This window comes from Mesorhizobium sp. 01N446 (assembly GCF_056399285.1).
The window spans coordinates 364612-390853 of sequence record NZ_JBFTRA010000005.1; the positions used below are offsets into that span (position 1 = coordinate 364612).

Annotated in this window: 22 protein-coding genes; 7 read left to right on the forward strand and 15 right to left on the reverse strand. The window is 62.9% G+C overall.

The genetic code is table 11. The features are described from left to right. Nucleotides 1-6: 6 nt before the first annotated feature. Nucleotides 7-1791, reverse strand: a complete 1785-nt coding sequence (locus AC1DPX_RS21130) for an MORN repeat-containing protein (protein WP_477239313.1) — start codon at nt 1789-1791, stop codon at nt 7-9. A gap of 193 nt (nt 1792-1984) precedes the next feature. Then, nucleotides 1985-3079: a trypsin-like serine peptidase gene (locus AC1DPX_RS21135; RefSeq protein WP_202357837.1), complete on the reverse strand. Its 1095-nt coding sequence runs from the start codon at nt 3077-3079 to the stop codon at nt 1985-1987. A 401-nt stretch (nt 3080-3480) separates the two neighbouring features. Between AC1DPX_RS21135 and AC1DPX_RS21140 the strand changes: the two genes are divergently transcribed. Next, nucleotides 3481-4578 (forward strand): serine protease, encoded by a 1098-nt coding sequence (locus AC1DPX_RS21140; protein ID WP_477239315.1) that lies wholly within the window; start codon nt 3481-3483, stop codon nt 4576-4578. A gap of 76 nt (nt 4579-4654) precedes the next feature. Here the strand turns inward: AC1DPX_RS21140 and mgrA are convergent, their stop codons facing one another. The 7 genes from mgrA to AC1DPX_RS21175 all read right to left on the reverse strand — a co-directional run bounded on the left by mgrA (nt 4655) and on the right by AC1DPX_RS21175 (nt 12060). Beyond that, nucleotides 4655-5701: an L-glyceraldehyde 3-phosphate reductase gene (mgrA, locus tag AC1DPX_RS21145; RefSeq protein ID WP_477239317.1), complete on the reverse strand. Its 1047-nt coding sequence runs from the start codon at nt 5699-5701 to the stop codon at nt 4655-4657. A 134-nt stretch (nt 5702-5835) separates the two neighbouring features. Further along, nucleotides 5836-6993: a Gfo/Idh/MocA family protein gene (locus tag AC1DPX_RS21150; RefSeq protein WP_477239319.1), complete on the reverse strand. Its 1158-nt coding sequence runs from the start codon at nt 6991-6993 to the stop codon at nt 5836-5838. A gap of 11 nt (nt 6994-7004) precedes the next feature. Continuing rightward, entirely contained in the window at nt 7005-7751 is a 747-nt protein-coding gene (locus AC1DPX_RS21155; protein ID WP_477239321.1) for a sugar phosphate isomerase/epimerase family protein, read from the reverse strand. 55 nt (nt 7752-7806) lie between these two features. Then, nucleotides 7807-8910 (reverse strand): ABC transporter ATP-binding protein, encoded by a 1104-nt coding sequence (locus AC1DPX_RS21160; protein WP_477239441.1) that lies wholly within the window; start codon nt 8908-8910, stop codon nt 7807-7809. Nucleotides 8911-8912: 2 nt separating this feature from the next. Then, nucleotides 8913-9848, reverse strand: a complete 936-nt coding sequence (locus tag AC1DPX_RS21165) for a carbohydrate ABC transporter permease (RefSeq protein ID WP_202357832.1) — start codon at nt 9846-9848, stop codon at nt 8913-8915. Next, a complete protein-coding gene (locus AC1DPX_RS21170; RefSeq protein ID WP_202357831.1) occupies nt 9841-10734 on the reverse strand; it encodes a carbohydrate ABC transporter permease in 894 nt (297 codons plus the stop codon). The genes AC1DPX_RS21165 and AC1DPX_RS21170 overlap by 8 nt, the downstream gene beginning before the upstream one ends. 87 nt (nt 10735-10821) lie before the next feature. Beyond that, entirely contained in the window at nt 10822-12060 is a 1239-nt protein-coding gene (locus tag AC1DPX_RS21175) for an ABC transporter substrate-binding protein (protein ID WP_202357830.1), read from the reverse strand. Between the two features lie 409 nt (nt 12061-12469). Here AC1DPX_RS21175 and AC1DPX_RS21180 point away from each other — a divergent pair, with 409 nt between their 5' ends. Further along, entirely contained in the window at nt 12470-13522 is a 1053-nt protein-coding gene (locus AC1DPX_RS21180) for a LacI family DNA-binding transcriptional regulator (protein WP_477239323.1), read from the forward strand. Here the strand turns inward: AC1DPX_RS21180 and gndA are convergent. The 6 genes from gndA to AC1DPX_RS21210 form a co-directional block, all read right to left on the reverse strand. Further along, nucleotides 13519-14946, reverse strand: coding sequence for an NADP-dependent phosphogluconate dehydrogenase (gene gndA, locus AC1DPX_RS21185; protein WP_477239325.1), 1428 nt, complete (start codon nt 14944-14946; stop codon nt 13519-13521). The two genes, AC1DPX_RS21180 and gndA, sit on opposite strands and share 4 nt — an antisense overlap. Before the next feature lie 165 nt (nt 14947-15111). Continuing rightward, a complete protein-coding gene (locus AC1DPX_RS21190; protein WP_477239327.1) occupies nt 15112-16746 on the reverse strand; it encodes a copper resistance CopC/CopD family protein in 1635 nt (544 codons plus the stop codon). 55 nt (nt 16747-16801) lie between these two features. After that, the gene (locus AC1DPX_RS21195; protein ID WP_477239329.1) at nt 16802-17320 is read right to left on the reverse strand and encodes a YcnI family copper-binding membrane protein; all 519 of its coding nucleotides are present in this window, start codon (nt 17318-17320) and stop codon (nt 16802-16804) included. Between the two features lie 39 nt (nt 17321-17359). Continuing rightward, the gene (locus AC1DPX_RS21200) at nt 17360-17899 is read right to left on the reverse strand and encodes a copper chaperone PCu(A)C (protein WP_202357826.1); all 540 of its coding nucleotides are present in this window, start codon (nt 17897-17899) and stop codon (nt 17360-17362) included. Nucleotides 17900-17996: 97 nt separating this feature from the next. Then, entirely contained in the window at nt 17997-18359 is a 363-nt protein-coding gene (locus AC1DPX_RS21205; RefSeq protein ID WP_477239331.1) for a DUF2946 family protein, read from the reverse strand. Nucleotides 18360-18481: 122 nt separating this feature from the next. Beyond that, nucleotides 18482-19384 (reverse strand): GntR family transcriptional regulator, encoded by a 903-nt coding sequence (locus AC1DPX_RS21210; protein WP_202357824.1) that lies wholly within the window; start codon nt 19382-19384, stop codon nt 18482-18484. Between the two features lie 254 nt (nt 19385-19638). Between AC1DPX_RS21210 and AC1DPX_RS21215 the strand changes: the two genes are divergently transcribed. From AC1DPX_RS21215 to AC1DPX_RS21235, 5 genes are all read left to right on the forward strand, one after another. Beyond that, on the forward strand, nt 19639-21144 hold the full coding sequence (locus tag AC1DPX_RS21215; RefSeq protein ID WP_202357823.1) for a UxaA family hydrolase: 1506 nt from the start codon (nt 19639-19641) through the stop codon (nt 21142-21144). 62 nt (nt 21145-21206) lie between these two features. Continuing rightward, nucleotides 21207-22205, forward strand: a complete 999-nt coding sequence (locus AC1DPX_RS21220; RefSeq protein WP_202357822.1) for an aldo/keto reductase — start codon at nt 21207-21209, stop codon at nt 22203-22205. Nucleotides 22206-22533: 328 nt separating this feature from the next. Then, entirely contained in the window at nt 22534-23529 is a 996-nt protein-coding gene (locus tag AC1DPX_RS21225; protein ID WP_284277948.1) for an ABC transporter substrate-binding protein, read from the forward strand. Nucleotides 23530-23681: 152 nt separating this feature from the next. Beyond that, complete coding sequence (locus tag AC1DPX_RS21230; protein ID WP_202357820.1) at nt 23682-25235, forward strand: sugar ABC transporter ATP-binding protein; 1554 nt, start codon at nt 23682-23684, stop codon at nt 25233-25235. After that, on the forward strand, nt 25232-26200 hold the full coding sequence (locus AC1DPX_RS21235) for an ABC transporter permease (RefSeq protein WP_019861267.1): 969 nt from the start codon (nt 25232-25234) through the stop codon (nt 26198-26200). The genes AC1DPX_RS21230 and AC1DPX_RS21235 overlap by 4 nt, the downstream gene beginning before the upstream one ends. Nucleotides 26201-26242: the final 42 nt, after the last annotated feature.

The window sequence follows — 26242 nt, forward strand, 5'->3', positions numbered from 1 at the left end:
CATACCTTAGCCGCAACCAATCATCTGGCGCGGCAGATAGCACGCCGCCGGTTCGGTCTTGGTCTCGAACAACGACTGCTTCGGGCGGAAATAGAAGAAGGTCACCGGCTTGCTCTCGCGCACGCTGCCATCGGCGAAATGCGCGGCGATGCTGAAACTGTGGATCGACGACATCGCCGACCACATTTTCAGCCGCGCCGTATAGGCGCTGACATTCTTGTTGCCGCGCATCGGCATGGCGATCGTGTAGTCGTGTTTGCCGATCGGGAATTCGATGTTCTGGTAGCGCATGGCTTCCGGACTGCCGCCGCCGCCATCGCCGCATTCGGCCATCGATTCGGGAGTCTCGAAGACCGCCATGGTCATCTGGGCGCGAAACGGCTCGCTCTGCTGGTAGACATTGCCCTGATCGTCGGCCCAGGAATAGTCGAATTTGCCGATCGCATTCAGCGTCATCGCCTGATTGAAATTGCCGAGATAGTCGCCGACCTCGCCGAACTTGATCTTGTTGGTGAGCTGGCTGCGGCAGACATTGAGACTGTCGACCGAGGGGCAGGGAAAACGTCCCGTCTCAAGGCTCGCCGTATCGACGCCGGCCTCGTCGAGCACGCTCTTGATCGACACGTCGACGCCATCGCCGAAACCACCGATGTCCTTGGTGAACATGCGGCTTGGCTGGCCGGTCGGATTGCCTTCCTCGTCCACGGTGGTGAACTGGATCGACATCTTCATGGCCTTGGCGTCGCCCCAGCCATTGTTGACGATCGAGAAATCCGGCCGGAAGCCGATGCAGCCGAAATGCTCCGAGATCGACAGCATCGGCTTGCGGTAGGCATCGCTGGCAGCGACCTTCATTTCCAGGCTGTCGAGCTTGACCCTGGATTCGTCTGTCGTCTTCAGGTCGACCTCGGCAAAGGCCGGCGTGTCCTCCCAGTCCGCGCCGCCATAGACATTCGTCGTGTTGACCGTTCCGGTGCCGTTCCAGGCGTCGTTGTAGAGATTGTCTTCCGGATAGATCGCAACGTCCTCGTCGCGCACCAGATGCTGGTATTTCATGTCGGCCTGCTGGGTCATGCGCTGGTCGACGATAACGCCGATCTCGACCTTGTCGGCATCGCCGCCGCCGGCCTGCGCCTTGAGCAGGCCGCCGACCCTGGCATCGGCCAGAACGTCGGGACGCGAGCCGCCGACCTCCTTACCCATCACCCATTGCGATTCATAGACAGTGCCGCCGGCGAGCCGGGTATGGCCCTTGCCGTTCTTCAGCCCGCCGACAAAGGAGCCGGCGAAGATCTCGCCGGTCTTCGAAAGCAACCGGCCCTCGCCATTCGGAACGCCGTCGACGAACTCCCCCTCATAGCGGTTGCCGTCGGCATCGACGTGGATGCCCTTGCCGTTGAGGTCTCCGGCTAACCAATGTCCATCGAAAACCTCGCCCGAACGCAGTTCGAGCCGGCCTTGCCCGTCAGGCCGGCCGTTCCTGATGTCACCGAAATAGCTGGAATAGACGGTCTTCGGATCATAGCTCGCCGAGCCGCGCACCCGCCACACCAGCCTGCCCTTGCCGTTGATGGTGCCGTCCTCGGCGATCGTCCGGTCGGGCGACTGGCCCGCCGCCGGCTCCCAGACGAAATCGAGGTTCTTCTCAGGATGGAAATCCCAGACGCGGACGGTCCGGCGCAACACCGAGCGTGTGTCGGCCTGATAGAGGATCTGCACGCGCTCCGCCCAGGCGCCGCCGACAGGGGCGGGATCGGCAAAAGCCGTCGAAAACATCAGCGTGGCCAGCATCGATGCCGCCGCGATCCCGAATACTGCCCTTGTCCGCCCCATCCCTTGAGCCCCCTGGACGCCTCGCCCCCTTGGCAAGCCAAGCGTAGTCGGGGCGCCGGCCTCGTGCAAGGGAAGCCATGCGGAAGGATCGGCACGAAAAAGGCGGCAGGATTGACCCGCCGCCTTTGTCTTCACTGCGAACCCGTAGCGCTTATTTGTACAGGCTGTTGATCCACTGGACGTTGGCGGCGTTGAGGCGCACGGCGGTGTTCGCGTCGGGGCTTTCCGCCACGTTGACGCCGGTGATGATGCGCTGCTTAGACTTGGTGTCATAGGCATAGACCGAGCTGCCGCTCGACCCCGGGAACGTATCGCAGTCGTACTGGAAATATTCCGGAGCGATGTTCTCGGCATGCACTTCGCAGCTTGCCTTCCACATCGTGCCCATCGGCTTGTCGCCGGGATAGCCGACGAGGTTGGCGGTGAAATCGCCGAGATCGTCGTAATTGGCGTAGCCCAGCCAACCCAGATTGGTGCCGACATCCTGCTTCAGCGTGATGATGCCCAGATCCCACGGGATCACCGAGCCGTAATAGCCCTGGTAGTTGTCGATGAAGCCCTGCAGCACATAGGCGCTTTCAAAGGTGAAGGCGCCGAACGGTGCGTCATCCGCGGTGCTGCCGTTGAGGCCCGGCACGAACAGATATTCGGACAGCCAGTCCTTGTCCTCATGGCTGTAGAGGCAGTGCGCCGCGGTGAGCACGGTGCGCGGGCCGATCAGCGTTGCCGAGCAGCTGCCATAGCTGCCCGTCTTCGGCGATTTGGCCTCCAGATAGCCGATGGCCGAGAACGGATAGGTCTTGGTGTTCTTGACCTGCTCGCGATCGTCGGGACCGAAAACCTGACGCCCTGCTTCGCCTTCGCCCAGTCCCGGGTCCTCGGTCTTGCGCTCAGCCCCGGCCGCGCCATTGGCCGGCGCGTTCAGCTCCTTGATGATGAGCTCGCGCAGTGCTTCGCTCGGCTCGATCTTGATCTCCTTGCCATCGGCGGAACGCCCGACGATGCCATAGGATTTAACAGCCGCCTTCTCGTCGGTGAGCGGCGCGGCGCGGTTGTCTTCGTCAGTAAGCGTCGGTGTCGTGATCGGCTTTGCCCGACCGGCCTTGAAGTCGCCTGAAGTAACGTCCCGCATGCTTTCGCCATTGCCGGCACTGGCGGAGCCAGGGTCGGCGGCGAAAACCGGGACCGTCCACATTGCGGTGGAAAGCAATGCGGACGCAATGAGTGCGTTTGTCAGTTTTGTCATGGTGAGACTCTCCCAAAAGTCAGCAAGGACTGGATCAAAATACAGAAATATTGTCGAGATCGTGGTGACGCCGAAAAATGAGTTTGCTCATCGGCATTCCCCGCGAGCGTTGTTCTGGGCTGTCATTTTCAAGGCCCCCGCCAAAAAAACTCTGCGGCGGTATACTGCCTAAAATAATCCAAGATTGGCAATGACAAATCGCTTCCACGTAGCCCGTGGGGGGCTATAGGATTTTGTGCGGGTTCTGCTCGCGGGCACGGTTAGCAAAAGTGGGATTCGGTTTTGTGACCGGTCGCGCGCCGTTTTCGATACGGTACGCGTGCGGATCGCTGAACCGGCAACACCTCCTTGCACATGCCCGGCGTCGATCCGCGCGGGAGAATTGTCTGAGGAGGTTTCAGGTGCACATCACAAATCGGTTCGGGCCAATCGTTGCCGCATCGCTGCTTGGCATTACAGCTGCCTTTGTATCTGCCAACCTCGGTCGGGCGGATGAAGGCACCGCAAGGCCCGAAGCCGCGGTCTCGCCGATGCAGCGGGTGACCGAGGCCAGGGCCAAGGCGGCGGCGGAGAACCCTGACGGCGCCGACCGGGTCTATGGCGGCAACCAGGCCGAAAAGGGCGCCTATCCGTTCCAGGTCGCGCTGCTCACCACCGCCAGGCTGGACGAGAACCCGGCCTCGCAGGCCAATGCGCAATTCTGCGGCGGCAGCCTGATCGCGCCGCAATGGGTGCTGACGGCGGCGCACTGCCTCAACGACAAGGGCAGGCCGATCTCGCCGGATACGGTCACCGTGCTGACCGGCGCCACCGACCTCAGCGAAGGCAAGCGCCACAAGGTGGTGGAGGTCATCGTCAACGAGGGCTACAGCGAGCAGACGCTCGACAACGACCTCGGCCTGCTCCGGCTGGCGGAGCCGGCCGATGCGCCGACCATCAAGCTTGCCCGCGAGGCGACCCCCGACACCGGCAAGACCACCGTCACCGGCTGGGGCAAGATGCAGGACGGGACGTTCCCGACCACGCTGATGGTCGCGGATCTCGATCTGCAGCCCAACAGCGCCTGCAACAGTGGCATCAAGGCCATCTACGCGCACGACCTCAAGGCGGCGCTCGGCGATCTGTCCCATCGCATGCGCTATTCGGAAAAGGGCATCGATGCGGCCGCCAATGCGATTGCCGCCGACATGACCGATCCGCTGACCGGCAACATGATCTGCGCCGGCACCACCAGCGGTGTGCGTGATGCCTGCAATGGCGACAGCGGCGGCCCCCTGTTCATGACCGGCGCCGACGGGCCGGTCCAGGTCGGCGTCGTCAGTTGGGGTGAAGGCCCCGCCGACGGCAGCGCGGCCTGCGGCCACAAGGACGCCTATGGCATCTACACGCGGCTGGCCAACTACGGCGGCTGGATCGAGGCGAAGATGAAGACCCCGGCCCCCGCGCCGGAAAAGCCGAAACCCGGGGTCGGCACCGCGCAAAGACCGGCCAAGCCCTGACTCGCGCCATTTTGCTGTGCAACAAAAACGGCGGGAGATGTTCTCGCCGTTTTGTTTGCCGACTTGCCAGGCGCAGCTATTTCCTCGGCGGGCCTTTGCGCTCGGCCGAGGCTGCCCACAGATTGATGTCGGATTCGCGCGCGTAGCTGTCGATCTCGGCCAATTCGGCATCGCTGAAGTCGAGAACCTTCAGGGCGCCGACGCAGTCCTCGACTTGCTCCGGCCGGCTGGCGCCGATCAGCGCCGACGTTACCTTGCCCTTGCGCAGCACCCAGGCCAGCGCCATCTGCGCCAGCGTCTGGCCGCGCTTGCCGGCGATCGCGTTGAGCGCCTCGATGTTGGCGATGGTGCGGTCGTTGATGAAGGCCGTCTTCAGCGACTTGCCTTGGGAGGCGCGGCTGCCCTCGGGGATACCGCCAAAATATTTGTCGGTCAGCATGCCCTGAGCCAGGGGCGAAAACACGATCGAACCGACGCCAAGCCCCTCCAGCGTGTCGAGCAGGCCATCCTCCTCAACCCAGCGGTTCAGCATCGAATAGCTCGGCTGGTGGATGATGCAGGGCGTGCCGAGCCGCTTGAGGATGTCGGCGGCCTCGCGGGTGCGCTGCGAGTTGTAGGACGAGATGCCGGCATAGAGTGCTTTGCCCGAGCGCACCGCGTGGTCGAGCGCACCCATGGTTTCCTCCAGCGGCGTGTCGGGGTCGAAGCGGTGCGAGTAGAAAATGTCGACATAGTCGAGCCCCATCCGCTTCAGGCTCTGGTCGAGGCTGGCCAGCATGTATTTGCGCCCGCCCCATTCACCGTAGGGGCCGGCCCACATTTCATAGCCGGCCTTGGTCGAGATGATCAGCTCGTCGCGATAGGCGGAAAAATCGGTGCGCAGGATTTCGCCGAAAGCGGTTTCGGCCGAGCCGGGCGGCGGTCCGTAATTGTTGGCAAGGTCGAAATGGGTGATGCCGAGGTCGAACGCCTTGCGCACGATCGCCTGCTTCGTCTTGTGCGGCGTGTCATTGCCGAAATTGTGCCACAGGCCGAGCGAGATCGCCGGCAGCTTGAGGCCTGAGCGGCCACAGCGGTTGTAGATCATTTTTTCGTAGCGATTTTCGGCGGCGACATAGGGCATGGGGAAATATCCTCGAAGCTGAACAGACCGGGCAGCTTCATCGCAAAAGCGGCGAGCCGGCCCGGCGCCCTTTTACCCTCTCCCCGGCCGAACGGGGAGAGGGGCAAGTCAAAATTATCGATAATCTCCGCGGCTTACTTTTTCTTGGCCAGCAGGTCCTTGGCCGCCTTGACGCCGAGTGCCGCCGGCCGTTCGCAAGTGGTCTGCATGGCGACGAATTTTCCCGTCTCGCCGGAACGCAGTATGCCGGTCATGACATCGACGGCATGCAGCGCCAGTTCCATCGAGCAACGATGCGGCCGCCCCTCGACTATCGCCAATGCCATGTCGGCGAGACCTGCCGTGCGGTAGTTGGCCATCATGCCCTGCCCGTGCATTTCATTGGGCTCGCCAAGCGGGTGCTTCCATTTCGGCAGCTTCTTGACCGGCTTGCCCTCTTCGGTGAAACGCACGTCGCCGCCGAAGAAGTTCGGATCCGGCACGAATACCGTGCCCGCTTCGCCATAGAGTTCCATCGGCGCGTGGCCGTGAGTCCAGACATCCCAGCTGGTGTTCAACGTCACAACGGCGCCGTTCTCGAACTCCAGCAGGCCATGGATGGTCGTCGGCGTGTTGACCGGGATTTTTTCGCCCGCGCGTGGTTTCGATGAAATCGTCCGCTCCTTGGCCGGGGTTGTCGCAAAGGCCGCCACCTGTTTCACCGGACCGATCAGCTGGATCAGATTGGTGATGTAATACGGCCCGATATCGAGCACCGGTCCGGCGCCCGGCTGGAAGAAGAAATCCGGATTGGGGTGCCAATGCTCCATGCCGTGACCCATGACATGGCAGGTGCCGCTGGTGATCTTGCCAAGCTTGCCCTCATCGATCAGTTCGCGCACCAGCTGGTGCGCGCCGCCGAGGAATGTGTCGGGCGCCGAGCCGATGCGCAGCCCTTTCTTCTCTGCCCGCGCCTTGAGGTCCTGGCCCTCCTCGAGCGAAAGCACGAACGGCTTTTCCGAATAGACGTGCTTGCCGGCATCGAGCACACGTTTCGACACCTCGTAATGCACCGCCGGTATCGTCAGGTTGACGATGATGTCGATGTCGTCGGCCTTGAGCAGGTCCTCGACGGTCTCGGCGCGCAGCTTGAACTCCTTCGCCCGCGCCCTGGCTGCATCCATGTTGATGTCGGCGCAGGCGCGCATCTCGATGCCGCGAAACAGCGGCGCCAGCGAGAAATACGCCTTCGAGATGTTGCCGCAGCCGATGACGCCAATACCCAGTTTCCCAGTATCTAGCTTCTTTGCCATGATCATTGTTCCTAGTAAGCCTTGACGGATGCGATCGAACGGCGGGCGAAGCGCTCGATGTCGTTGGGGTTGTCCTGTTCCATGACAAAGTACTTTGCAGCGCTCTTGGCCCGCAACAGCTTGATCAGGCCGGCCCAGTCGATCGTGCCGTGGCCGACATCCGACCAACCATCCTCGTCCTGTCCTTCGCCCGGCTTGGCGATGTCCTTCACATGCACGGCGACGATGCGCTTGCCGTGCTTTTCGATCCAGGGCAGCGGATCGGCGCCGCCGCGCACCACCCAGGCGAGGTCCATCTCCCAGCCGATACCGGGGGCCGAAGACAGGATGTGATCCTGCGGCACCGACCCGTCGGCGAGTGCCTTGAACTCGAAGTCATGGTTGTGCCAGGCAAAGCCGTAGCCGGCCTTCGAGGCAACCTCACCGACCTTGGCCAGGCGCTCGCCGAAGCCACGCCAGCCGGCCGCATCGGACGGCCTGTCCTCGGCCATCAGATAGGGGCAGATCAGAAGCTTGATGCCGAGCGCTTCGGCCGTTTTGCGCACGCCGTCGAAATCCTTTTCCAGCGCATCGATGGAGAAATGCCCGGTCGGCATCGAAAGCCCGTTCTTGTCGAGTTCCGCGCGGAAGGCCTTGGGATTCTCATAGACGCCGCCGAAGCCTTCGACCTCGGTGTAGCCGAGCTTGCCGAGGGTGGCGAGCACGCCTTCCCAGGGTTGAAAATTGCGGGCGCTGTAAAGTTGGAATGACCAGTTCATCGTCTCTGTCCGTTCTGCTTGGTAAGGTGGGTCTTGGGAGGATGGCGCTTGGGAGCTATAGGCGGTTGCCGGATGGGGTATCGAACAGCGAGGCACGGGCTGGGTCAAAGCCGATCCGGATTGGATCGCCGGTGCGCAGCGTCTTTTCCGCCTCGACGCGGAAGGAAAAATTGCGGCCGCCGAGCTTGGTCCACACCAGCGTGTCGGAGCCCATCGGTTCGACGATCTCGACGGCTGACTCGGCGGTGAACGGCATGGCCCTAGCTGCGTCTCCAAAGGCGACGTGCTCGGGCCTGATGCCGAACACGCAGGGCTTGCCGGCGCTGCCGCGATCCTTGTCGAACTCATAGCGGCCGAGCGGTATCGACACGCCGTCGGCGGTGAATGCCGCGACATCGCCGGCTTCCAGTTGACCCTCGATGAAATTCATCGCCGGCGAACCAAGGAATCCGGCGACAAAGCGGTTGACCGGACGGTTGTAGATGGTTTGCGGCGCGTCTAGTTGTTGGATGACGCCGCCCTTCATCACCGCGATCCGGTCGGCGAGCGTCATCGCCTCGATCTGGTCGTGGGTGACGTAGATCATGGTGTTCTGCAATCGGCGATGCAGCAGCTTGATCTCGACGCGCAGTTCGGATCGCAGCTTGGCGTCAAGATTGGACAGCGGTTCGTCGAACAGGAAAACGTCGACATCGCGCACCAGCGCCCGCCCGATCGCCACGCGCTGGCGCTGGCCGCCGGACAGCGCGGAAGGCTTGCGCTGCAGCAGTGGTTCGATCTGCAGGATCTCCGCGGCGCGCGCGATGCGTTTGGCGATTTCTTCCTTGGGCAGGCCCGCGACACGCAGGCCGAAGGACAGGTTCTTCTCAACCGTCATTTGCGGATAGAGCGCATAGGACTGGAACACCATGCCGATGCCGCGATCCTTGGGCTCTTCCCAGGTGACGTTCTTGCCCTTGATGAAGATGCGGCCCTTCGAAATGTCGAGCAGCCCGGCAATGCAGTTGAGCAAGGTCGACTTGCCGCAGCCGGAGGGCCCCAGAAGCACGATGAACTCGCCCTCGGCGATATCGAGATTGAGCGTCTGCAGAACCGACACCGCGCCATAGTTCAGCGACAGGTTCTGAATCGATACGCTGGGGTTCGCGATTTCTGCCATCATCACCCTTTCACCGCGCCGGCAGCGATGCCACGCACAAAAAGCCTGCCGGAAATGAAATAGATAACGAGCGGAACCAGCCCGGTCAGGATGGTGGCCGCCATATTGACGTTGTATTCCTTCACGCCCTGCACGGAATTGACGATGTTGTTGAGCTGCACCGTCATCGGATACGTGTCGGGGCGCGTGTAGACGACGCCGAACAGGAAGTCGTTCCAGATGCCTGTCACCTGCAGGATGACGGCGACGACGAAGATCGGCAGCGACATCGGCAGCATGATGCGAAGATAGATGCCCCAGAAGCCGGCGCCGTCGACACGCGCCGCCCGGAACAACTCCTCCGGCATGGAGGTGAAATAGTTGCGGAACAAAAGTGTCAGGATCGGCATGCCGAAAATCGAATGAACGATCACCAGGCCGCTGAGGCTGCCATAGAGGCCGATCTCGCGCAGGATGATGACGATCGGATAGATCATCACCTGATAGGGGATGAAGGCACCGACGATCAGGATGATGAAGAATGTGTCGGCGCCCTTGAAGCGCCAGTTGGCCAGCGCGTAGCCGTTTACAGACGCGATCGCGATCGACAGGATCACCGATGGTACGGTGATACGAACGGAGTTCCAGAAGCCGCGCGAAAGCCCGTCGCAATTGAGGCCGGTGCAGGCCGTCGACCACGCCTTGACCCAGGGCTCGAAAGTGATCTCGAGCGGTGGCGAGAAGATGTTGCCGAGGCGGATTTCCGGCATGCCCTTGAGCGAGGTGACGATCATCACATAGAGCGGCAAGAGGTAGTAGAGCGCTGCCACGATGAGCGTGCCGTAGAGGAAGATGTTGCGGCGCGAGAAGATGTGACGCGGCTTCGGTCCACTCGGCCCCGTGGCATCGGCATGGGCGGCGCCGGACGGTACGGACAGGGAAACGGCTTGGTCAGACACGCTTCCTGCCTCCGAATTCGAGATAGGCCCACGGCACGATGACAATCATCACCGAGAGCAGCATCATGGTCGAGGCCGCGAAACCCTGGCCGAGATTCTGGGCGAAGAACATGTAGTCGTAGACATACTTTGCCGGCACTTCCGAGGCGATGCCCGGCCCGCCGCTGGTCTGGGCGACCACGAGGTCGTAGACCTTGACGATGCCGGACGCGATGATGACGAGCGTGGTGATGAAGACCGGCCGCATCATCGGGATGATGATGAACAGGTAGGTCTTCCACATCGGAATCCCGTCCACCCGCGCGGCCTTCCAGATATCCTCGTCTATGCCGCGCAGGCCGGCCAGCATCAGGCACATGATCAGCCCGGTGCCCTGCCACAGCGCAGCGATCGATATGCCGTAGATGACGATGCTGGAATTGTAGAGCGGATCGAAATCGAAACTCGTCCAGCCAAGGTTTCGTATCACGCCCTGGATGCCGAAGTCCGGATTGAGCAGCCATTGCCAGACAAGGCCGGTGACGATGAAGGAGAGCGCGAAGGGATAGAGAAAGATGGTCCGGAACGTATCTTCGAAACGTATCTTCTGGTCGAGCAGGGCAGCGAGGACGAAACCGATCACCAGCGAGAAGACCAGCGAGATCACGCCGTAGATCAGCAGGTTCTCGATCGAGATCAGCCAGCGCGGGGTCGCCCACAATCTGTAATACTGGTCGAGGCCGACGAAATTCAGCCGTGGCAGCAGCTTCGAATTGGTGAAGGAATAGAGCACCGTCCACGCCGTGCCGCCGACGAAAACCACCAGCGCGGTGAGGATCATGGGGATCGACGCGATCTTCGCATTGAGATTGCGAAACAATCGGCTTGGGCGTTCGCTCTTGCTCATCGGTGCAGCCATGCTGGATCGGGTAAGGGCGCGGCCTCCCGGCCTGGAGTTCACCGGACCGGGAGGAAAGAGACTTTGCCGGCGGTATCAGTCCGCCGTGGCGATGATGTCGGCGAAGCGCTTCTGCGCCTCTTCCACGGTCATCTCGGGCTTGGCGAAGAACTCGGAGAACAAGTCCTCCTTCTGCTTCTGGCTGTCCTGCGAAAGCAGCTGGTCCGTCCATGGGATGACGGCGCCCTTGGCCAGGATGGCGAGACCCTTCTTCATGCAATCATTGGCGGCGTTGAGGTCGACGTCGCCACGCACCGGCAGCGAGCCCTTCTTGAGATTGAAGGCGACCTGGGTCTTGGGATCGAGCAAGGTTTCGGCCAGGACTTCCTGCGCCTTGGACTTGTCGGCGTCCTTGAGCACCGGGAAATAGAAGGCATCGCCACCGGTGGCGATCACCTCGTTCAGACCAAGGCCGGGAAGACAGGTATAGTCCTTGCCGGCGGTCTTGCCGGCAACCTGGAACTCGCCCTGCGCCCAGTCGCCCATGATCTGGCCGCCGGCCTTGCCGGTGATGACCATGTTGGTGGCCTGGTTCCAGTCCTGCACGTTGGTGTTCTTGGCCATCTTGCGCGCATCGTCGGCCGCCTTGAACACCTTGGCGACTTCCGGGCCAGCCGCGAACTTGGCGTCCTTGTCCTTGTAGACCTTGAGGAAGGTGTCGGTGCCGCCGACCGCTGCCAGCAGCACGTCGAAGGCGCCGGACGACTGCCAGGCCTGCCCGCCCACCGCCAGCGGGATGATGCCTGCCTTCTCGAGCGCCGGGGCGGCGGCCACATACTCATTCCAGTCCTTCGGCACCGGCACGCCGGCCTTCTGGAAGGCGTCGTTCGAGAGCCACAGCCACTGCCAGGAGTGGATGTTGACGGGCACGCAGTAGATCTTGCCGCCGATGGTGCAGCTGTCGAGCAGGCTCTTCGGCCGCACGACCTCTGTCCACTTGCCCTTGGTGGCGACATCGGTCAGGTCGCGCATAAGGCCGGCCTGCACCAACTCTTCCGCTTGCCGGCCGTGATTGAACTGGGTGGCGCCCATCGGGTCGCCGCCAGTGATCCGACTGATCATGATCGGCCGTGCCGTGCCACCGGAGCCTGCAATGGCGCCGTCGACCCAGTGGTTGCCGGTGGCGTCGAAAGCCTTGGCGAGTTCCGCGACCGCCGCCGCCTCGCCGCCGGAAGTCCACCAATGAGTGACTTCCAGGTCCGTCGCGGCGGCCGGGCCGGCGAACTGCAGCGCGGCCGTGGCCGCCAGGGCAGCGGTCAAAAGTTTGTATCGCATTTCGGTTCCTCCCAGAATCTGAAACGTTACAGATTTTCGATACGGCAATTGCGCGGATGGCGCAACCCCGGGCGTGGCGACCGTTCGATATTTTTTCGAGCCACGAATAAAATCTGTCGACCGACCGAGTCGTTGTGCGTCGCAATATGAGCAAGTGCAGCGCAAAATAAGAAACGATTGATGAAAGCCGGTAAAGAGCGCCCACGGGACAGCGTTTCGCCTTGGATTCTCAAGGGAATTCATTCGCTCCATCTCGCCCCCCCGAATTCGCCGGCCAGCCAGTGCGATTGGCAATCTGTAACGTTTCAGTATATTGACGGGTTGCCGGGCTCCAAATCATGCCAAGCCGCCAATCACCGCGATTGCCGACCCGGCCTGCGGCTGCTAATGCGCCTGACGGGCGGGACGAATGGACAGACGGCATACGCAAAAGAACGAGGAAGCGTCGGCGCAAGGGCGGCCAACGCTGAAGACGCTTGCCTTCATGACCGGGCTCGGCGTCACCACCGTGTCGCGCGCCTTGAAGGATGCCCCTGAGATCGGCGCCGAAACCAGGCGCCGCGTCCAGCTCGTCGCCAAGCAGATCGGCTACCGCCCGAACCGCGCCGGCGTCAGGCTCAGAACCGGCAAGACCAATGTCATCAGCCTCGTGCTCAACACCGAGCAGGAGATCATGAGTTTCGTCTCCGACATCATCTACGGCGTCTCCGAGGTCATTGCCGACACGCCCTACCATCTGATCGTCACGCCCTATTCGCGCTCGCAGGATCCGCTCGACCCCATACGCTACCTGGTCGAAACCGGCTCGGCCGACGGCGTCATCATTTCACGCACGCAGCCGAACGATCCCCGCGCCCGCTACATGCTGGAGCACGGCATTCCCTTTGCAACGCATGGTCGCACAGAGATGGGGCTGGTCCACCCCTATCATGATTTCGACAATCACGCCTTCGCGGTCGAGGCCGTCCGGCGCCTTGCGGGCTTGGGACGCCGCAAGCTCGCTTTGCTGACGCCACCCGTTGGGCTGACCTATTACAGCCACACGGTCAACGGCTTTGCCGATGCGCTGAGCGAGGTCGGCGCCAGCGAGATCCCGTTCAGCACCGTATCGATCGACCATTCGATCGAACAGATCMGCACGAGGACCGCGCAGCTGATGCGCCGCGACATCAGGCCGGACGGCTTTGTCAGCAGCGCCGCCGCCGCGACGCTTGCGCTCGTCGCCGGCATCGAGGATGCCGGCCTCAAGCTTGGCCGCGACGTCGACATCGTCTCCAAGCAATCATCGGACCTTTTGCATCTGTTCCGGCCCGAGCTGCTGATCGTCAACGAGAACTTCCGGCTGGCGGGCTCGGAGCTCGCCCGCTCGGTACTTGGCTGGATCGGCGGCGCCGCACCCGGCTCGCTGCAAAGTCTCAGCGTGCCAAGCGAGGTCCTGGCCTACAAGCGCGTAGTGTCCTAGCCGGCAGCGCCGCTGCCCCACGGGCCGTGGAAGGCACCTTGCTCGCCGATGCGTTCGAAGCCATGCGCGCCAAAGAAATCCCGCTGCGCCTGGATCAGGTTCGAGGTGCCGCGACCCTGGCGGTAGCTGTCGAAATAGGCCAGCGCCGAAGACAGCGCCGGCACCGGCGCACCGGCTTCGGAAGCCTTTGCCACGATACGCCTGAGCGACGGATGCGCCTCCAGCATCAAGGAGATGAAAGCCGGCGCCATCAAAAGATTGGTCGAAGCGCCGCCGCTGCTGAACGCCTCGGCCATCGTATCCAGCATCTGCGAGCGGATGATGCAGCCGGCGCGCCAGATCCTGGCGATGGTCGGCATCGGCAGGTTCCAGTTGAACTCCTTCGAGGCGCCGCTCATCACCGCGAAGCCCTGTGCGTAAGCCGCGATCTTGCCGGCGAACAGCGCCAGTTCGAGATCGTGCAGCAGCGCATCCTTGTCGCCGGAAATCTTCGTCACGCCGATGTTGCCATAGGCCTTTTCCGCCGCCAGCCGCTCGTCCTTGATTGACGACAGGACGCGCGCCGCCACCGCCGCCTCGATCGCGGTCGCCGGAATGCCGAGCTGCTGCGCCTCGATGACGGACCATTTGCCGGTACCCTTCTGGCCGGCGCGGTCGAGGATGATGTCGACCACCGGCTTGCCGGTCTTGGGATCGTCGGCGGCGAGCACCTTGGCGGTGATCTCGATCAGGTAGGAGTTGAGCCGGCCCTTGTTCCAGTTGGAAAACACCGTGCCGATCTCTTTCGGCCCCATGCCCAGGCCGTCGCGCAGGATGCCGTAGATCTCGGCGATCATCTGCATGTCGGCATATTCGATGCCGTTGTGGATGGTCTTGACGAAATGCCCGGCGCCATCGGTACCGAGCCAGGCGGCACAGGGCTCGTCCTTGAATTTTGCCGAGATGGCGGTCAGCACGTTTTCGACGCGCTTCCATGAATCTTCCGTGCCGCCGACCATGATCGACGGGCCGTGTCGCGCGCCCTCCTCGCCGCCGGAGACGCCCATGCCGATGAAGGTCAGGCCCGAGCCGGATAGTTCGGAGAAGCGCCGCATCGTGTCGCGGAAATTGGCGTTGCCGGCATCGATAACGATGTCGTTGCCGGACAGCACGCCGCGCAAGGCTTCGATCTGTTCGTCGACCGGCTTGCCGGCCAGCACCATGATGATGATCGGGCGCGGCGGCCGGATCGCCGCGGCAAGCTCTTCCAGGCTGTAGCAGGGGACGACCATGTCCTTCAGCGGGCCGGCATTCTCGACGAAAGCGTCGGTGCGTGCCCGGGTGCGGTTGAAGACGGCGATGCGGTGCCCGTGTTCGGCGATGTTGAGCGCCAGGTTGGAGCCCATCGTGCCAAGGCCGATCAGGCCGATTTCGGCTTTTTCCATCGTTTCATCCCTGCTTTCGGATCTTGTTGGTTGGAGCCCGCGATTTGGCGGGATGCCCGTTCTTCCCGAGATGATTGACGGGCCTTTCACGCCGCGTCAACCGCCTCGCCGAATTGTGTTGCAGTTGCACAATACGGACCGTTCGACAACGATCACATCCGGCTGCTACGGCCTGATGTCCACAGGCGCCTCGATCTTCACCATCTTGAAATCCGAGACCAGTATGTCGATGCGCACCGTCCAGCGGCCGGGAACCGGAATGACGAGGTTGTCGACGCGCCAGCTGCCGTCGCCGGGCTTGGTCGCCGCGCGCTTCATGGGCTCGATGCCTGAATCGGGTTTCGACAGCACCAGCGTTACCTCCCTGGCGTCGAGCGGCCCGAAATCACCGGTCATGATGATCATCGAGGCGGCGACAGGCCCGGTATGGCCCGGCGTGATGCTGAGATCGGCCATCGCCTCCAGCGCGTGGATGTGGACCGAGATCGGCTGCGCCGCCGCGATCGCCAGCGCCCGTGGCGGCGGCGTGAAACGCCAGCCCGCGGCAATGCCGAAGATCGCCAGCACGATCAGCATTTCAACGCCGATCGAACGGGTGAGCCTGCGTTGCACTTCCGTCGATCCCGCTTCGGCCGAGGCGGTGAGTTTCCAGCGATTGACGGCGGCGAGCGTGAACAGGAAGACCAGCAACGCCAGCTTGACCAGCAGCAGCCGGCCATAGGCGGTGCCGACCAGCGCCGAGGGCGTCTGCACCTGGATGACCGCGAGCACGATGCCGGCTGCGGCAAGCATCGCCACCACAGGCAGGATCGCGCAGGAGAAGCGGCGCAGGAAAGCGACGGAATCGGCTGTCTGGCGCTTCAACGCGAGACCAAGCGGCACCAATGCGCCGGCCCAGAAGGTGATCCCCATGCCATGCACGAACACCATCGGCCGTGTCAGCCATTGCGGTTCGGCCGCACTGGCGTGGCCGCTGGCGGCAAGCGCGACGCCGACCCCGGCCAGCCCGGCAAGGGCAAACGGCCTGGCGAGCACACGCGGCCCAGCCAGCGACAGCAGGCCCAGCCCGAGAGAAATCAGGGCTACCAGCACTGTCCAGCCGAAGCTGGTGCCGAGCCCGGCCCGCCAGATCACCGGTTGCGCCAGATGGGAGAGCGGCGCTCCAAGCGCATCGAGCCCCAGAAAGCCGAGCGACAAGGGTGCCGCCACCAGGCCGCACAGGATCGTCGCCGCGACAAAACGCTGACCGGCGCGTCCGGCGCCAGCCAGCCAGGCAAGGGCGAAGGCGCCGCCGACGCCGAGGAAAAGACCAATGTAGAGAAAGACCTTGCCGATCCAGATCGCCGACCGCGACGGCCAGTCGACCGCCTCGGACACGGCAGGCGGTTCGCTTGGTGCGCCGACGGAAAACAGCAGCGAGCCGCCAACCGGATGGCCGTCGGCGGAAATCACGCGCCAGCTCAGCACATGCGTGCCGGATTTGAGCGCCTGCGGATTGTCGATCTCGAGCGTCTGGTCGGTGAGGCGGAAGGATGTCAGCGTAACCGGCATGCCGTCGGGCTTCACCAGCGTCAGCACCAAAGGCGAAACCGGCTCGCTGAAGGTCAGCGAAAACTGCGTCGGCGCTTGATCGAGAACCGCACCGTCGGCCGGGTCGGTCTTGATCAGCGCGGCATGGGCAAAGGCCTGGCTGGTCGATGCCATGACGACAAACGCCATGAGCAGGGCCAGCAGCCCGCCGGCAATCCGGCCGACGCGCTTGCTGGTGGTATCGACCATCCGGGAAGATATTGCGGTCATGCCAAGCCACGAGGATGCGGGGCGCTCCGGCCAGCAGAGCGCGCCAGGGGACAAACTATCTCTTCGGCGTGAGCTTGATGCCGGGCGCCGGGGTCTCCAGCGCGTCTTCATCCTGCCCCGCCGCCGGAATCTCGATCCAGCGATCGGCGGCATCGCCGCATTCCTGTACCACCGGGAAATAGAGTTTTTGGCCGACGGGCAGATCCGCGGTCAGCGTCGCTCGGAAGACGAACTCGTCGTAGAACTCATCCGGCAGATTGCCGCCGCTCCAGTCGACTTCCTTGACGCCATCGGTCACCGCCTGGCCATAGAGTTGATAGGATTTTTCATATTTGCCCTTCTTGGTCTGCAACGTCCAGCCGGGTTTCGGCATCGGCTTCACGGCGATCACCCCTTCGGGAATCTGCACGCGCACGGCGGTCGTCGCCTTGCCGTCGCAGCCATGCGGCACCCGCAGCACTGCCTTGTAGGTCGAACCGACCGCCGCCTCCTGGGTTTCGAGCGTGATGTGCGCGAAGGCGGCATTTGTCCCCAGCACCAGAAGTGCTGCCGCCGACAAAAGATACTTGTTCATGATGGTCCCTCTAGAATCTTGATCGGTACGATGGCCGGTTCAGTCGTTGTCCTCTTGAGGCGCCGCGCTGCCCATGGCCTGCACGGCGAACTTGATCGTCACCGTCCCGGCCTTTTCGAAGGTCAGCGTGGCGGCGAACATCTCGCCTTGCTTGGGTGGCTGCTTCAAATCCATGAACATCACGTGATAGCTGCCGGGACCCAGAACGACCTTGCCGCCGGCCGGAATTTCCAGGCCGCCGACAACGGGCCGCATGGTCATGACGCCGTCCTTGACACCCATCTCATGCAGTTCGGCCTTGTCCGAGATATCGGAGGAAATCGACAACAGCCGATCCGGTGCGCTGCCATCGTTGGCAATGGTAAAATAGCCGCCGGCCACCTTGGCCCCGGCCGGCGTGGCGCGTGACCAGGGATGGCCGATCTCGATATCGCCGACCTTGAACTCATGCGCCAGGACGGACTGGGCGCCGGCGAGCATGATCGCCAAGGCCAGCGCGGCGGTGCCGAGACGCTCCCGGACGTGGGGCAGGATGCGGCTGAGCAGAGTGCCCGCCGCTACATCGGAAAAATGGTACATGGTTGCTCCATGAAGTGATGATCGCGCCGTCGCCGGTCGCTAGCCGTTTGGTCGTTGGATGGGTGCGCCCGCGAAAGGTTCCGCCGGGCAAAAAGGCTCAGGCCGCCGGCGGCGGCGCGCGCGGATTCGACGGCGAGCGTTCTCGCACCAAGTCGAGATGAATGCTCGCCGGAAAGACGAAGGCGACCGCTTCGAAGGAAAGGTTGGCCAAGGCCGGCCCGGCATCGGGCGGCGGCGCGAAGGCGGATGAAAACATGCTGCAGCCAAGCGTGCAGCAGGCCGGCAGATGGGACGGATGCTTGTCGCTGCCGGGAAGCTGGGTGGCGCCGTCGCGGGTACAGATGACGTTGCCGAAAGCGTCGAGCTGCGCGGCATTCGGCCCGGTAGCGAAGGCGAAGGCGAAGGCGCCGAGCGTCGACTGGAGCAACAGCAGGCAGGCCGCGACAAGCACGGTCGGCATGCTCCAGCGTCTCCCCCGGCGGTTCAAGCCATCTGCCTCTTCAAGCAATTCCTGGAAGGATACCTATCATGGCAGCGGCAGGTCGAAAATCGCCAATTCGATGCTGCGGCAACGCGGCGCGATCAGGACTTCTGCAAGGACCGGCTTTCAGGGATGGAGGTCAAAAGCGTCTGGCGCGCCGATTTCAGGTGCTTGCGGCAGGCGGCGTCGACCTTGCCGAGGTCGCGCGATTTGAGCGCCTCGATATAGGCAAGGTGCTCGCCGACCGCGACTTCGTTGCGCTCGCGCTCCTGCGCCTTGTTCCACTGGTAATGGTAATGGAAGATCATGGCGATGACGTCGTAGAAATCGACGATGAAACGGTTGTGCGAGGCCCTGTGGATGAGCCGATGGAAGCGCTCGTCCAGTTCGGAAAACGCATTGAAGCGCGTGGCGATCTCTCGTGCCAGCAGGCGATGTTCGTCCTCCAGGCGATCGAGATCGGCCCAGACCGGGCTGTCTTGCGGCAGAGCGGCGAAGGCGGCCGCCGAGCGCAGTTCGAACATCTCGCGGATCTCGGTCAATTCGAGCGCGAAAGCCCGCGTAAAACCCTTCAGCACCCAATGGCTGTTGCGGCGTTTCTCGATCAGGCCGAAGCGCGAGAAGCGGATCAGGAACTCGCGCACGCTGGTGGTGCCGACGCCGATCTCGCGCGCCAGTTCGAGCTCGTTGATCTGCATGCCGGCCTCGGCGCCGCCGGCGAGCAGCCTGCGCATGAATGAACGCTCGATGATCTCGGCCAGCGTGTCGGTCTCTTCCTCGGGGAAGAAGTCATCGGGACGCGGGTCGCGAAGCACCGTCTTGGCGCGCTTGTTCCAGGCGATCAGCCCGGTTTCCTCCATCCGCGCCAGGATGCTTCGCACGGTGGTGCGGCTGACGCCGAGCAGCGTGCCCAGCTCCGGTTCCGACGGCAGGCTGCGCGTTTCGTCGAGCAGCCTGAGGCACCTGTTATAGGCGTCCTTGTAGACGTTGTTGCTCTTGGACATCCCCTGACCCATTCATGCCGGCGCTTGCGGCGGCCGGCTTGAAGCGCAATATGACGTTCCCATGACCCTGAAAAGCAGGAATCGCTTTCGCTCGGGGCACGGTCCATTGTTTGCAGCGCCACCGCTAGCCAGAGGCATGCGAAACGCCTGCGAAAAAACAATTGACGCAAAACTGTTTTTTCACGATAAAAGACATTAACTCTTAACGAGCGCGTGTCAATCCGCGCATCCCAGGATCACCCAGGAAACCGCCCGTGAACGTCTCCAACACCATTCTTCTGTCTCCCGCCGACAATGTCGCCGTTGCCAATGGCCGCATCGAGATCGGCACGGCCCTGCCGGGCGGCGCGCTTGCCACCGCCATCATCGAGCCCGGCCACAAGGTGGCGATCAAGCCGATTGCCGCCGGTGAAGCGGTGGTCAAGTACGCCCAGGCGATCGGCCGCGCCACGCAGGACATCGCACCCGGCGAGCATGTCCACTCGCACAATCTGGTGTTCGAGGCCGGCCGCCTGCCGGTGGTGCCGCCGAGCGAGGCCGAGCATGCGACGGCGGCCGACCGCGCCCGCACCTTCATGGGCTATCGCCGGGCCGATGGCCGCGCCGGCACGCGCAACTTCATCGGCATCATCGCCAGCGTCAATTGCTCGGCCACGGTTTGCCATTCCATCGCCGACACCGCCAACCGGACCTTGCTGCCGAAATATCCCGGCATCGACGGTTTCGTGCCGATCGTCCACGGTCAGGGCTGCGGCATGAGCGGCACTGGCGACGGTATGATGGTGCTGCACCGCACGCTTGCCGGCTATGCCCGCCACCCGAATTTCGGCGGCGTGCTGATGGTCGGCCTGGGATGCGAAGTCAACCAGCTCACCCTCTACGGCCAGAAGGGCGCCGCCGCTGGAAAACGCCATTTCAACATCCAGGACGCCGGCGGATCGCGCAAATCGGTGGAAAAGGCGATGGGCGTGCTGGCGGAAATCGCCGAGGAAGTCGGCCAGCTGAAGCGCGAGCCTATCCCGGTCTCGGAGATTGTCGTCGGCTTGCAATGCGGCGGCTCCGACGGCATGTCGGGCATCACCGCCAATCCGGCGCTGGGGGCCGCCGTTGACATATTGGCCGGCGTCGGCGGCATCGGCATCCTCTCCGAGACCACGGAAATCTACGGCGCCGAGCATCTGCTCGCCTACCGCGCGGCGACGCCCGAGATCGCCAAGAAGCTCGATGGCTATGTGAAGTGGTGGGAAGATCACGTCGCCAAGCATGGCGCCTCGATCGACAACAACCCCTCGCCGGGCAACAAGCGCGGCGGCCTCACCACCATCCTGGAAAAGTCGCTGGGCGCGGTCGCCAAGGGTGGCCAGACGCCGCTCAATGGCGTGTTCGGCTATGCCGAGAAGGTCACCGGCAACGGGCTGGTGTTCATGGACACGCCAGGCTACGACCCGGTCTCGGCCACCGGCCAGGTCGCGGGCGGCGCCAATGTCATCGTCTTCACCACCGGGCGCGGTTCCTGCTTCGGCTGCCGGCCGACGCCGTCGATCAAGGTCGCCACCAACTCGACCATGTATCACCAGATGGAAGAGGACATGGACGTCAATTGCGGCGTCATCGCTTCGGGCGAAAAGACCATCGCCGGCATGGGCCGCGAGATCTTCGAACTGATCGTCGAGACGGCTTCTGGCCGCAAGACCAAGAGCGAGGATTTCGGCTACGGCGACAACGAGTTCGTGCCCTGGCATCTCGGCGCGACACTCTGAATTCAACGCATATGTGGTAGAATTGCCGGGCTGGACAACGCCCGGCAACGGGGAGGGTTTGCATGGAAAAACGCCGCATCGGCAAGACGGCGCTCGAGGTCACTGAGGTCAGCTTTGGCGGCGCCGCGATCGGCGGCCTTTATCGCGCCTGTTCGCGAGAGGCGGCGATGGAAACGCTGCAAGGCGCCTGGGAGGCGGGCTTGCGCTATTTCGACACCGCGCCCTTCTACGGCTTCGGCCTGTCGGAACGACGCTTCGGCGATTTCCTGCGCTACAAGCCGCGCGATTCCTACGTGCTGTCCACCAAGGTCGGCCGCCTGTTCCGTCCGGTGCCGGAAGACCAGGTGCCCGACCACTCCTATGTCGATCCGCTGCCCTTCGCGCTCGACTACGATTATTCCTATGACGGCATCATGCGCTCGGTCGATTTCAGCTATGCGCGGCTTGGGCTGAACAAGATCGATATCCTGTATGTCCATGACATCGGCGCCTACACGCATGGCGTCGAGAAGACCAAACTGCACCTTCGCCAGTTCATGGACGGCGGGCTCAAGGCGCTCGAGGAGCTGAAGCGGGCCGGCACGATTTCCGCCTATGGCCTCGGCGTCAACGAAGTCCAGATCTGCCTCGACGTCATGCGCCGGGCGCCGCTCGACTGCATCCTGCTTGCCAGCCGCTATTCGTTGCTCGACCGCAGCGCCGAGGCCGAACTGCTGCCGCTGTGCCGGGCGCAGCAGACGTCGCTGGTCATCGGCGGCGTCTTCAACTCCGGCATATTGGCGACGGGGCCGGTGCAAGGCGCGCATTTCGATTACCAGCCCGCCAGCCGCGATATTCTCGATCGCGTCGACGCCATGGAGAAGATCGCCGGCGAAGGCGGTTACCCGCTGGCTGCCGCCGCCTTTCAGTTTCCCCTGCATGAGCCGACGGTTGCCACTGTGCTGACCGGCACCGCCAAGCTGGCAAACCTGACACGCAACCTCGAACTGCTCGACGCCAGCGTGCCGGCGATGGAATACGCCAAATATCGCCCCTACACGGTGGTGCAAAGCCTGGCGTGAAGCCGGCGTTCACCGGTCTTGACAGGAGGGCTCGACTTCACAAATGCGCGACTCCGCAGAAAGAATGAATGTTCCATATTGACTAACACATGGAATTAATATTCCATGTGTTGACGAAACGGGAGCGTTCGGCTGCATCCAGGGAGGAGCGGTGCGTGAATGTGTCTGTGCCTGACATGGGATCAGGTGCGAAACACCGCTTGCATCGTCCAGGTCGATGCACTATCAAAACAGCGTAAATGTTTTTTATTGATAAAGTTCTGTTTGGGCCACGCCTATCCGAACGGAACTTCCGTAACGTTCACCGGGCGACTTAGGGAGGAATCCTATGAAATTCGTAACCAGCATTCTCAACCGCCGCGCCGTCATGGCCCTGGCAGCAGCATCGATGCTTGCCGGCGTCATGCATTCGGCGCCGGTTTCGGCGGCCGACGTGACCATTCCGATCATCGTCAAGGACACCACGTCCTTCTACTGGCAGATCGTGCTCGCCGGCGCCCGCAAGGCCGGCAAGGATCTCGGCGTCAACGTGCCGGAACTCGGCGCCCAGGCTGAAACCGACGTCAACGGCCAGATCTCCATCCTCGAGAATGCCGTCGCCGGCAATCCGGCCGCCGTCGTCATCGCGCCGACCGAAGCCAAGGCGCTCGGCAAGCCGATCGACGAGGCAGCGGCCAAGGTCAAGGTTATCGGCATCGACTCCGGCGCCGACTCCAAGGCTTTCACCTCGTTCCTGACTACCGACAACGTCCAGGGCGGACGCGTCGCCGCGGACGGTCTTGCAGCAGCCATCGGCGCGGCCAATGGCGGCAAGGTCGAAGGCAAGGTTGCCCTGATCACTGCGCTGCCCGGCGCCGGCTCGCTCGAGCAGCGCGCCCAGGGCTTCAAGGAACAGCTCAAGGCCAAGTATCCCGGCCTCGAACTGGTCGCTGACAAATATGCCGACGGCCAGGCCACCACCGGCCTCAACATCGCCACCGACCTGATCACCGCCAATCCGGACCTGAAGGGCATCTTCGCCTCCAACCTGATCATGGCGCAGGGCGTCGGCCAGGCAATCGCCGAGAACAAGCTTGCCGGCAAGGTCGGCCTGATCGGCTTCGACAGCGACGAGAAGCTGATCAAGTTCCTGAATGACGGCGTCATTTCCGGCCTGGTCGTCCAGGATCCCTATCGGATGGGCTATGACGGCATCAAGACCGCGCTCGCCGCCTCCAAGGGCGAGAAGGTCGAGGCCAATGTCGACACCGGCGCCAACCTCGTCACCAAGGCCAATATGAAGGATCCCAAGATCGACGCACTGCTCAATCCGAAGCTCAACTAAGCAACGGTAGAGAGGCACAGTTTCCGGGGCCTCGTGCCCCGGAAACGACAGCGATATCGCTTGGAAATCCGCCAGCCTGGGCTAGGTTGCTCCGGCAGGCACTTAAAAGCCTGCCGCGTGCCAGATCGTAAGGCCAATCAGGGAGGATTGTCATGACATCTACGGCGCAAGACCTGCACCCCGCCCCCGTGCTGGAGCCCGGCAGAACGATCCTCGAACTGCGCGGCCTCGAGAAGAAATATCCCGGCACCCATGCACTGAAGCCGGTGACGCTGGCCTTCAAGTCGGGCGAAATCCATGCCATTGTCGGCGAGAACGGTGCCGGCAAATCCACCCTGATCAAGCTTCTGACCGGCGTCATGCCGCGCACATCAGGCGATGTCATCTGGGAAGGCAAGCCCGCGCCGCTGGCGACCCCGCATGAAGCGATGGCGCTCGGCATCAACGCAGTGCACCAGGAAGTCGTGCTCTGCCGTCATTTGACGGTTGCCGCCAACATGTTCCTTGGCGAGGAGAATTCGCGCTTCGGCATCCTGCAGCAGCGCGCCATGGTCAAGGAAGCGCAGAAGATCATCGACGATCTCGGCTTCGACCTGCCGGCGCATGTCGTGCTTGGCGACCTCACCATCGGCCAGCAGCAGCTGATCGCCGCCGCCCGCGCCACCGTGCGCGGCACCAAATTCCTGATCTTCGATGAGCCGACCGCCTACCTGACCCGCAAGGAGGCCGACCAGCTCTTCACTCTGATCCGCCGGCTGAAGGCGGAGGGCGTGACGATCATCTACATCAGCCACCGCATGGAAGAAGTCTTCGAGCTGGCCGATCGCGTCTCCGTGCTGCGCGACGGCACGCTGGTCGGCACCAGAAACATCGCCGAGACCAACGATGCCGAACTGGTCAAGCTGATGATCAACCGCTCGATCGAGCAGGTCTATCACAAGGAGCATTTCACCCCGGGCGCTACAATCGTCGAGGCCAGGAACCTGTCGGGCAAGGGCTTCGAAAATGTCTCGATGACAGTCCGCGCCGGCGAGATTGTCGGGCTCTACGGGCTGATCGGCGCCGGGCGCAGCGAATTCGTCACCACGCTCTACGGGCGCCACCGCAAGTCGGCCGGCCAGATCCTGTGGGAAGGCAAGCCGGTTCAGGTCAATTCGGAGCATGACGCGATCAAGCTCGGCATGGCGCTGGCGCCGGAAAGCCGCCGCGACCAGGGTCTCTGCCTCAACCTGCCGGTCGGCCTCAATCTCAACCTGCCGATCTACAAGCGCATCTCCAAGAACATGTTGATCTCCGGCGCGCAGGAGAAGACCCAGGCCGACCGCCAGATTGCCGATCTGCGCATCAAGACGCCGACACGCCATGCGCTGGCCTCCAGCCTGTCGGGCGGCAACCAGCAGAAGATCGTCATCGGCAAATGGCTGGCGCATGGCGCCAAGCTGTTCATCTTCGACGAGCCGACCGTCGGCGTCGATGTCGGCACCAAGGCCGAGATCTACCGCCTGTTCGGCGCGCTCCTGTCGAAGGGCGCCGGCATCATCCTGATCTCGTCCTACCTGCCGGAAGTCTATGAGCTGGCCGATACGCTGCACGTGTTCCGCCGCGGCAAGCTGGTGGCGACACACGGATTCCGCACCGCCGATCACGAGGAAATTCTCACACAGGCGCTCGCCGAGAAACAAGAAAAGCTGGGAGGAAAGATATGAGCACCGAGGCGATTCCTGCCGAAAAACCCAAGCGCAATTACAACGCCCTGTTCGGGCTGACACTGCTGGCGCTGCTGGTGCTGCTCTGGGTGATCTTGTCGCTGTCGACATCGAGCTTCGCCTCGGCCAACAACATCTCGAACCTTCTGCGTCAGGGTTCGATGATCGCCATCCTGGCGGTCGGCCAGACCTTCGTCATCATCACCGGCGGCATCGATCTGTCCGTCGGTGCGGTGGTCGGCTTCGCCACCGTCATTGCCGCGATGCTGATCAATGCCGGCATACCCGTCTTCCTCGCCATCCTGATCACGCTTCTGGTCGGCGTTGCGATCGGCCTGTTCCACGGCTTCGGCATCGTCAAGATGGGCCTGCCGCCCTTCATCATCACTCTGGCGACACTGACGTCCTTGCGCGGCATCGGCCTTCTGATGACCAACGGCAACTCGATCTCCATCAACAATGATGCCTTCCAGGAGTTCTCCCGCAACTCCTTCCTCGGCGTGCCCAATCTGTTCTGGATGGTGATCCTGGTCGGCATTCCGGCTTATATTTTCCTGCATCACAGCCGCTGGGGCCGCTACCTCTTCTCGGTCGGCTCAAATGCCGAGGCCTCGCGCCTGTCCGGCGTCAATGTCCAGCGCACTATCTATATGGCCTACACGCTGTCTGGCCTGTGCGCGGCTTTTGTCGGCGTATTGCTCGCCTCGCGCATCGGCATCGGCAACCCGACACAGGCCGAGGGCTGGGAACTGCAGGCGATCGCGTCCTCGGTCATCGGCGGTACTTCGCTGTTCGGCGCGGTCGGCTCGGTGCATGGCCCGCTGCTCGGCGCCTTCATTCTCGCCACCATCAACAACGGCGCCAACCTGCTCAACGTCAACGCCTTCTGGCAGCGCATCATCACCGGCGTGTTGATCATCGTCATCGTCTATTTCGACGGTCTGCGCCGCCGCGGCGGCAAGTGACCACTGCTGAAATCGATCTCCGGCCCGGCGTGAAGACGGGTC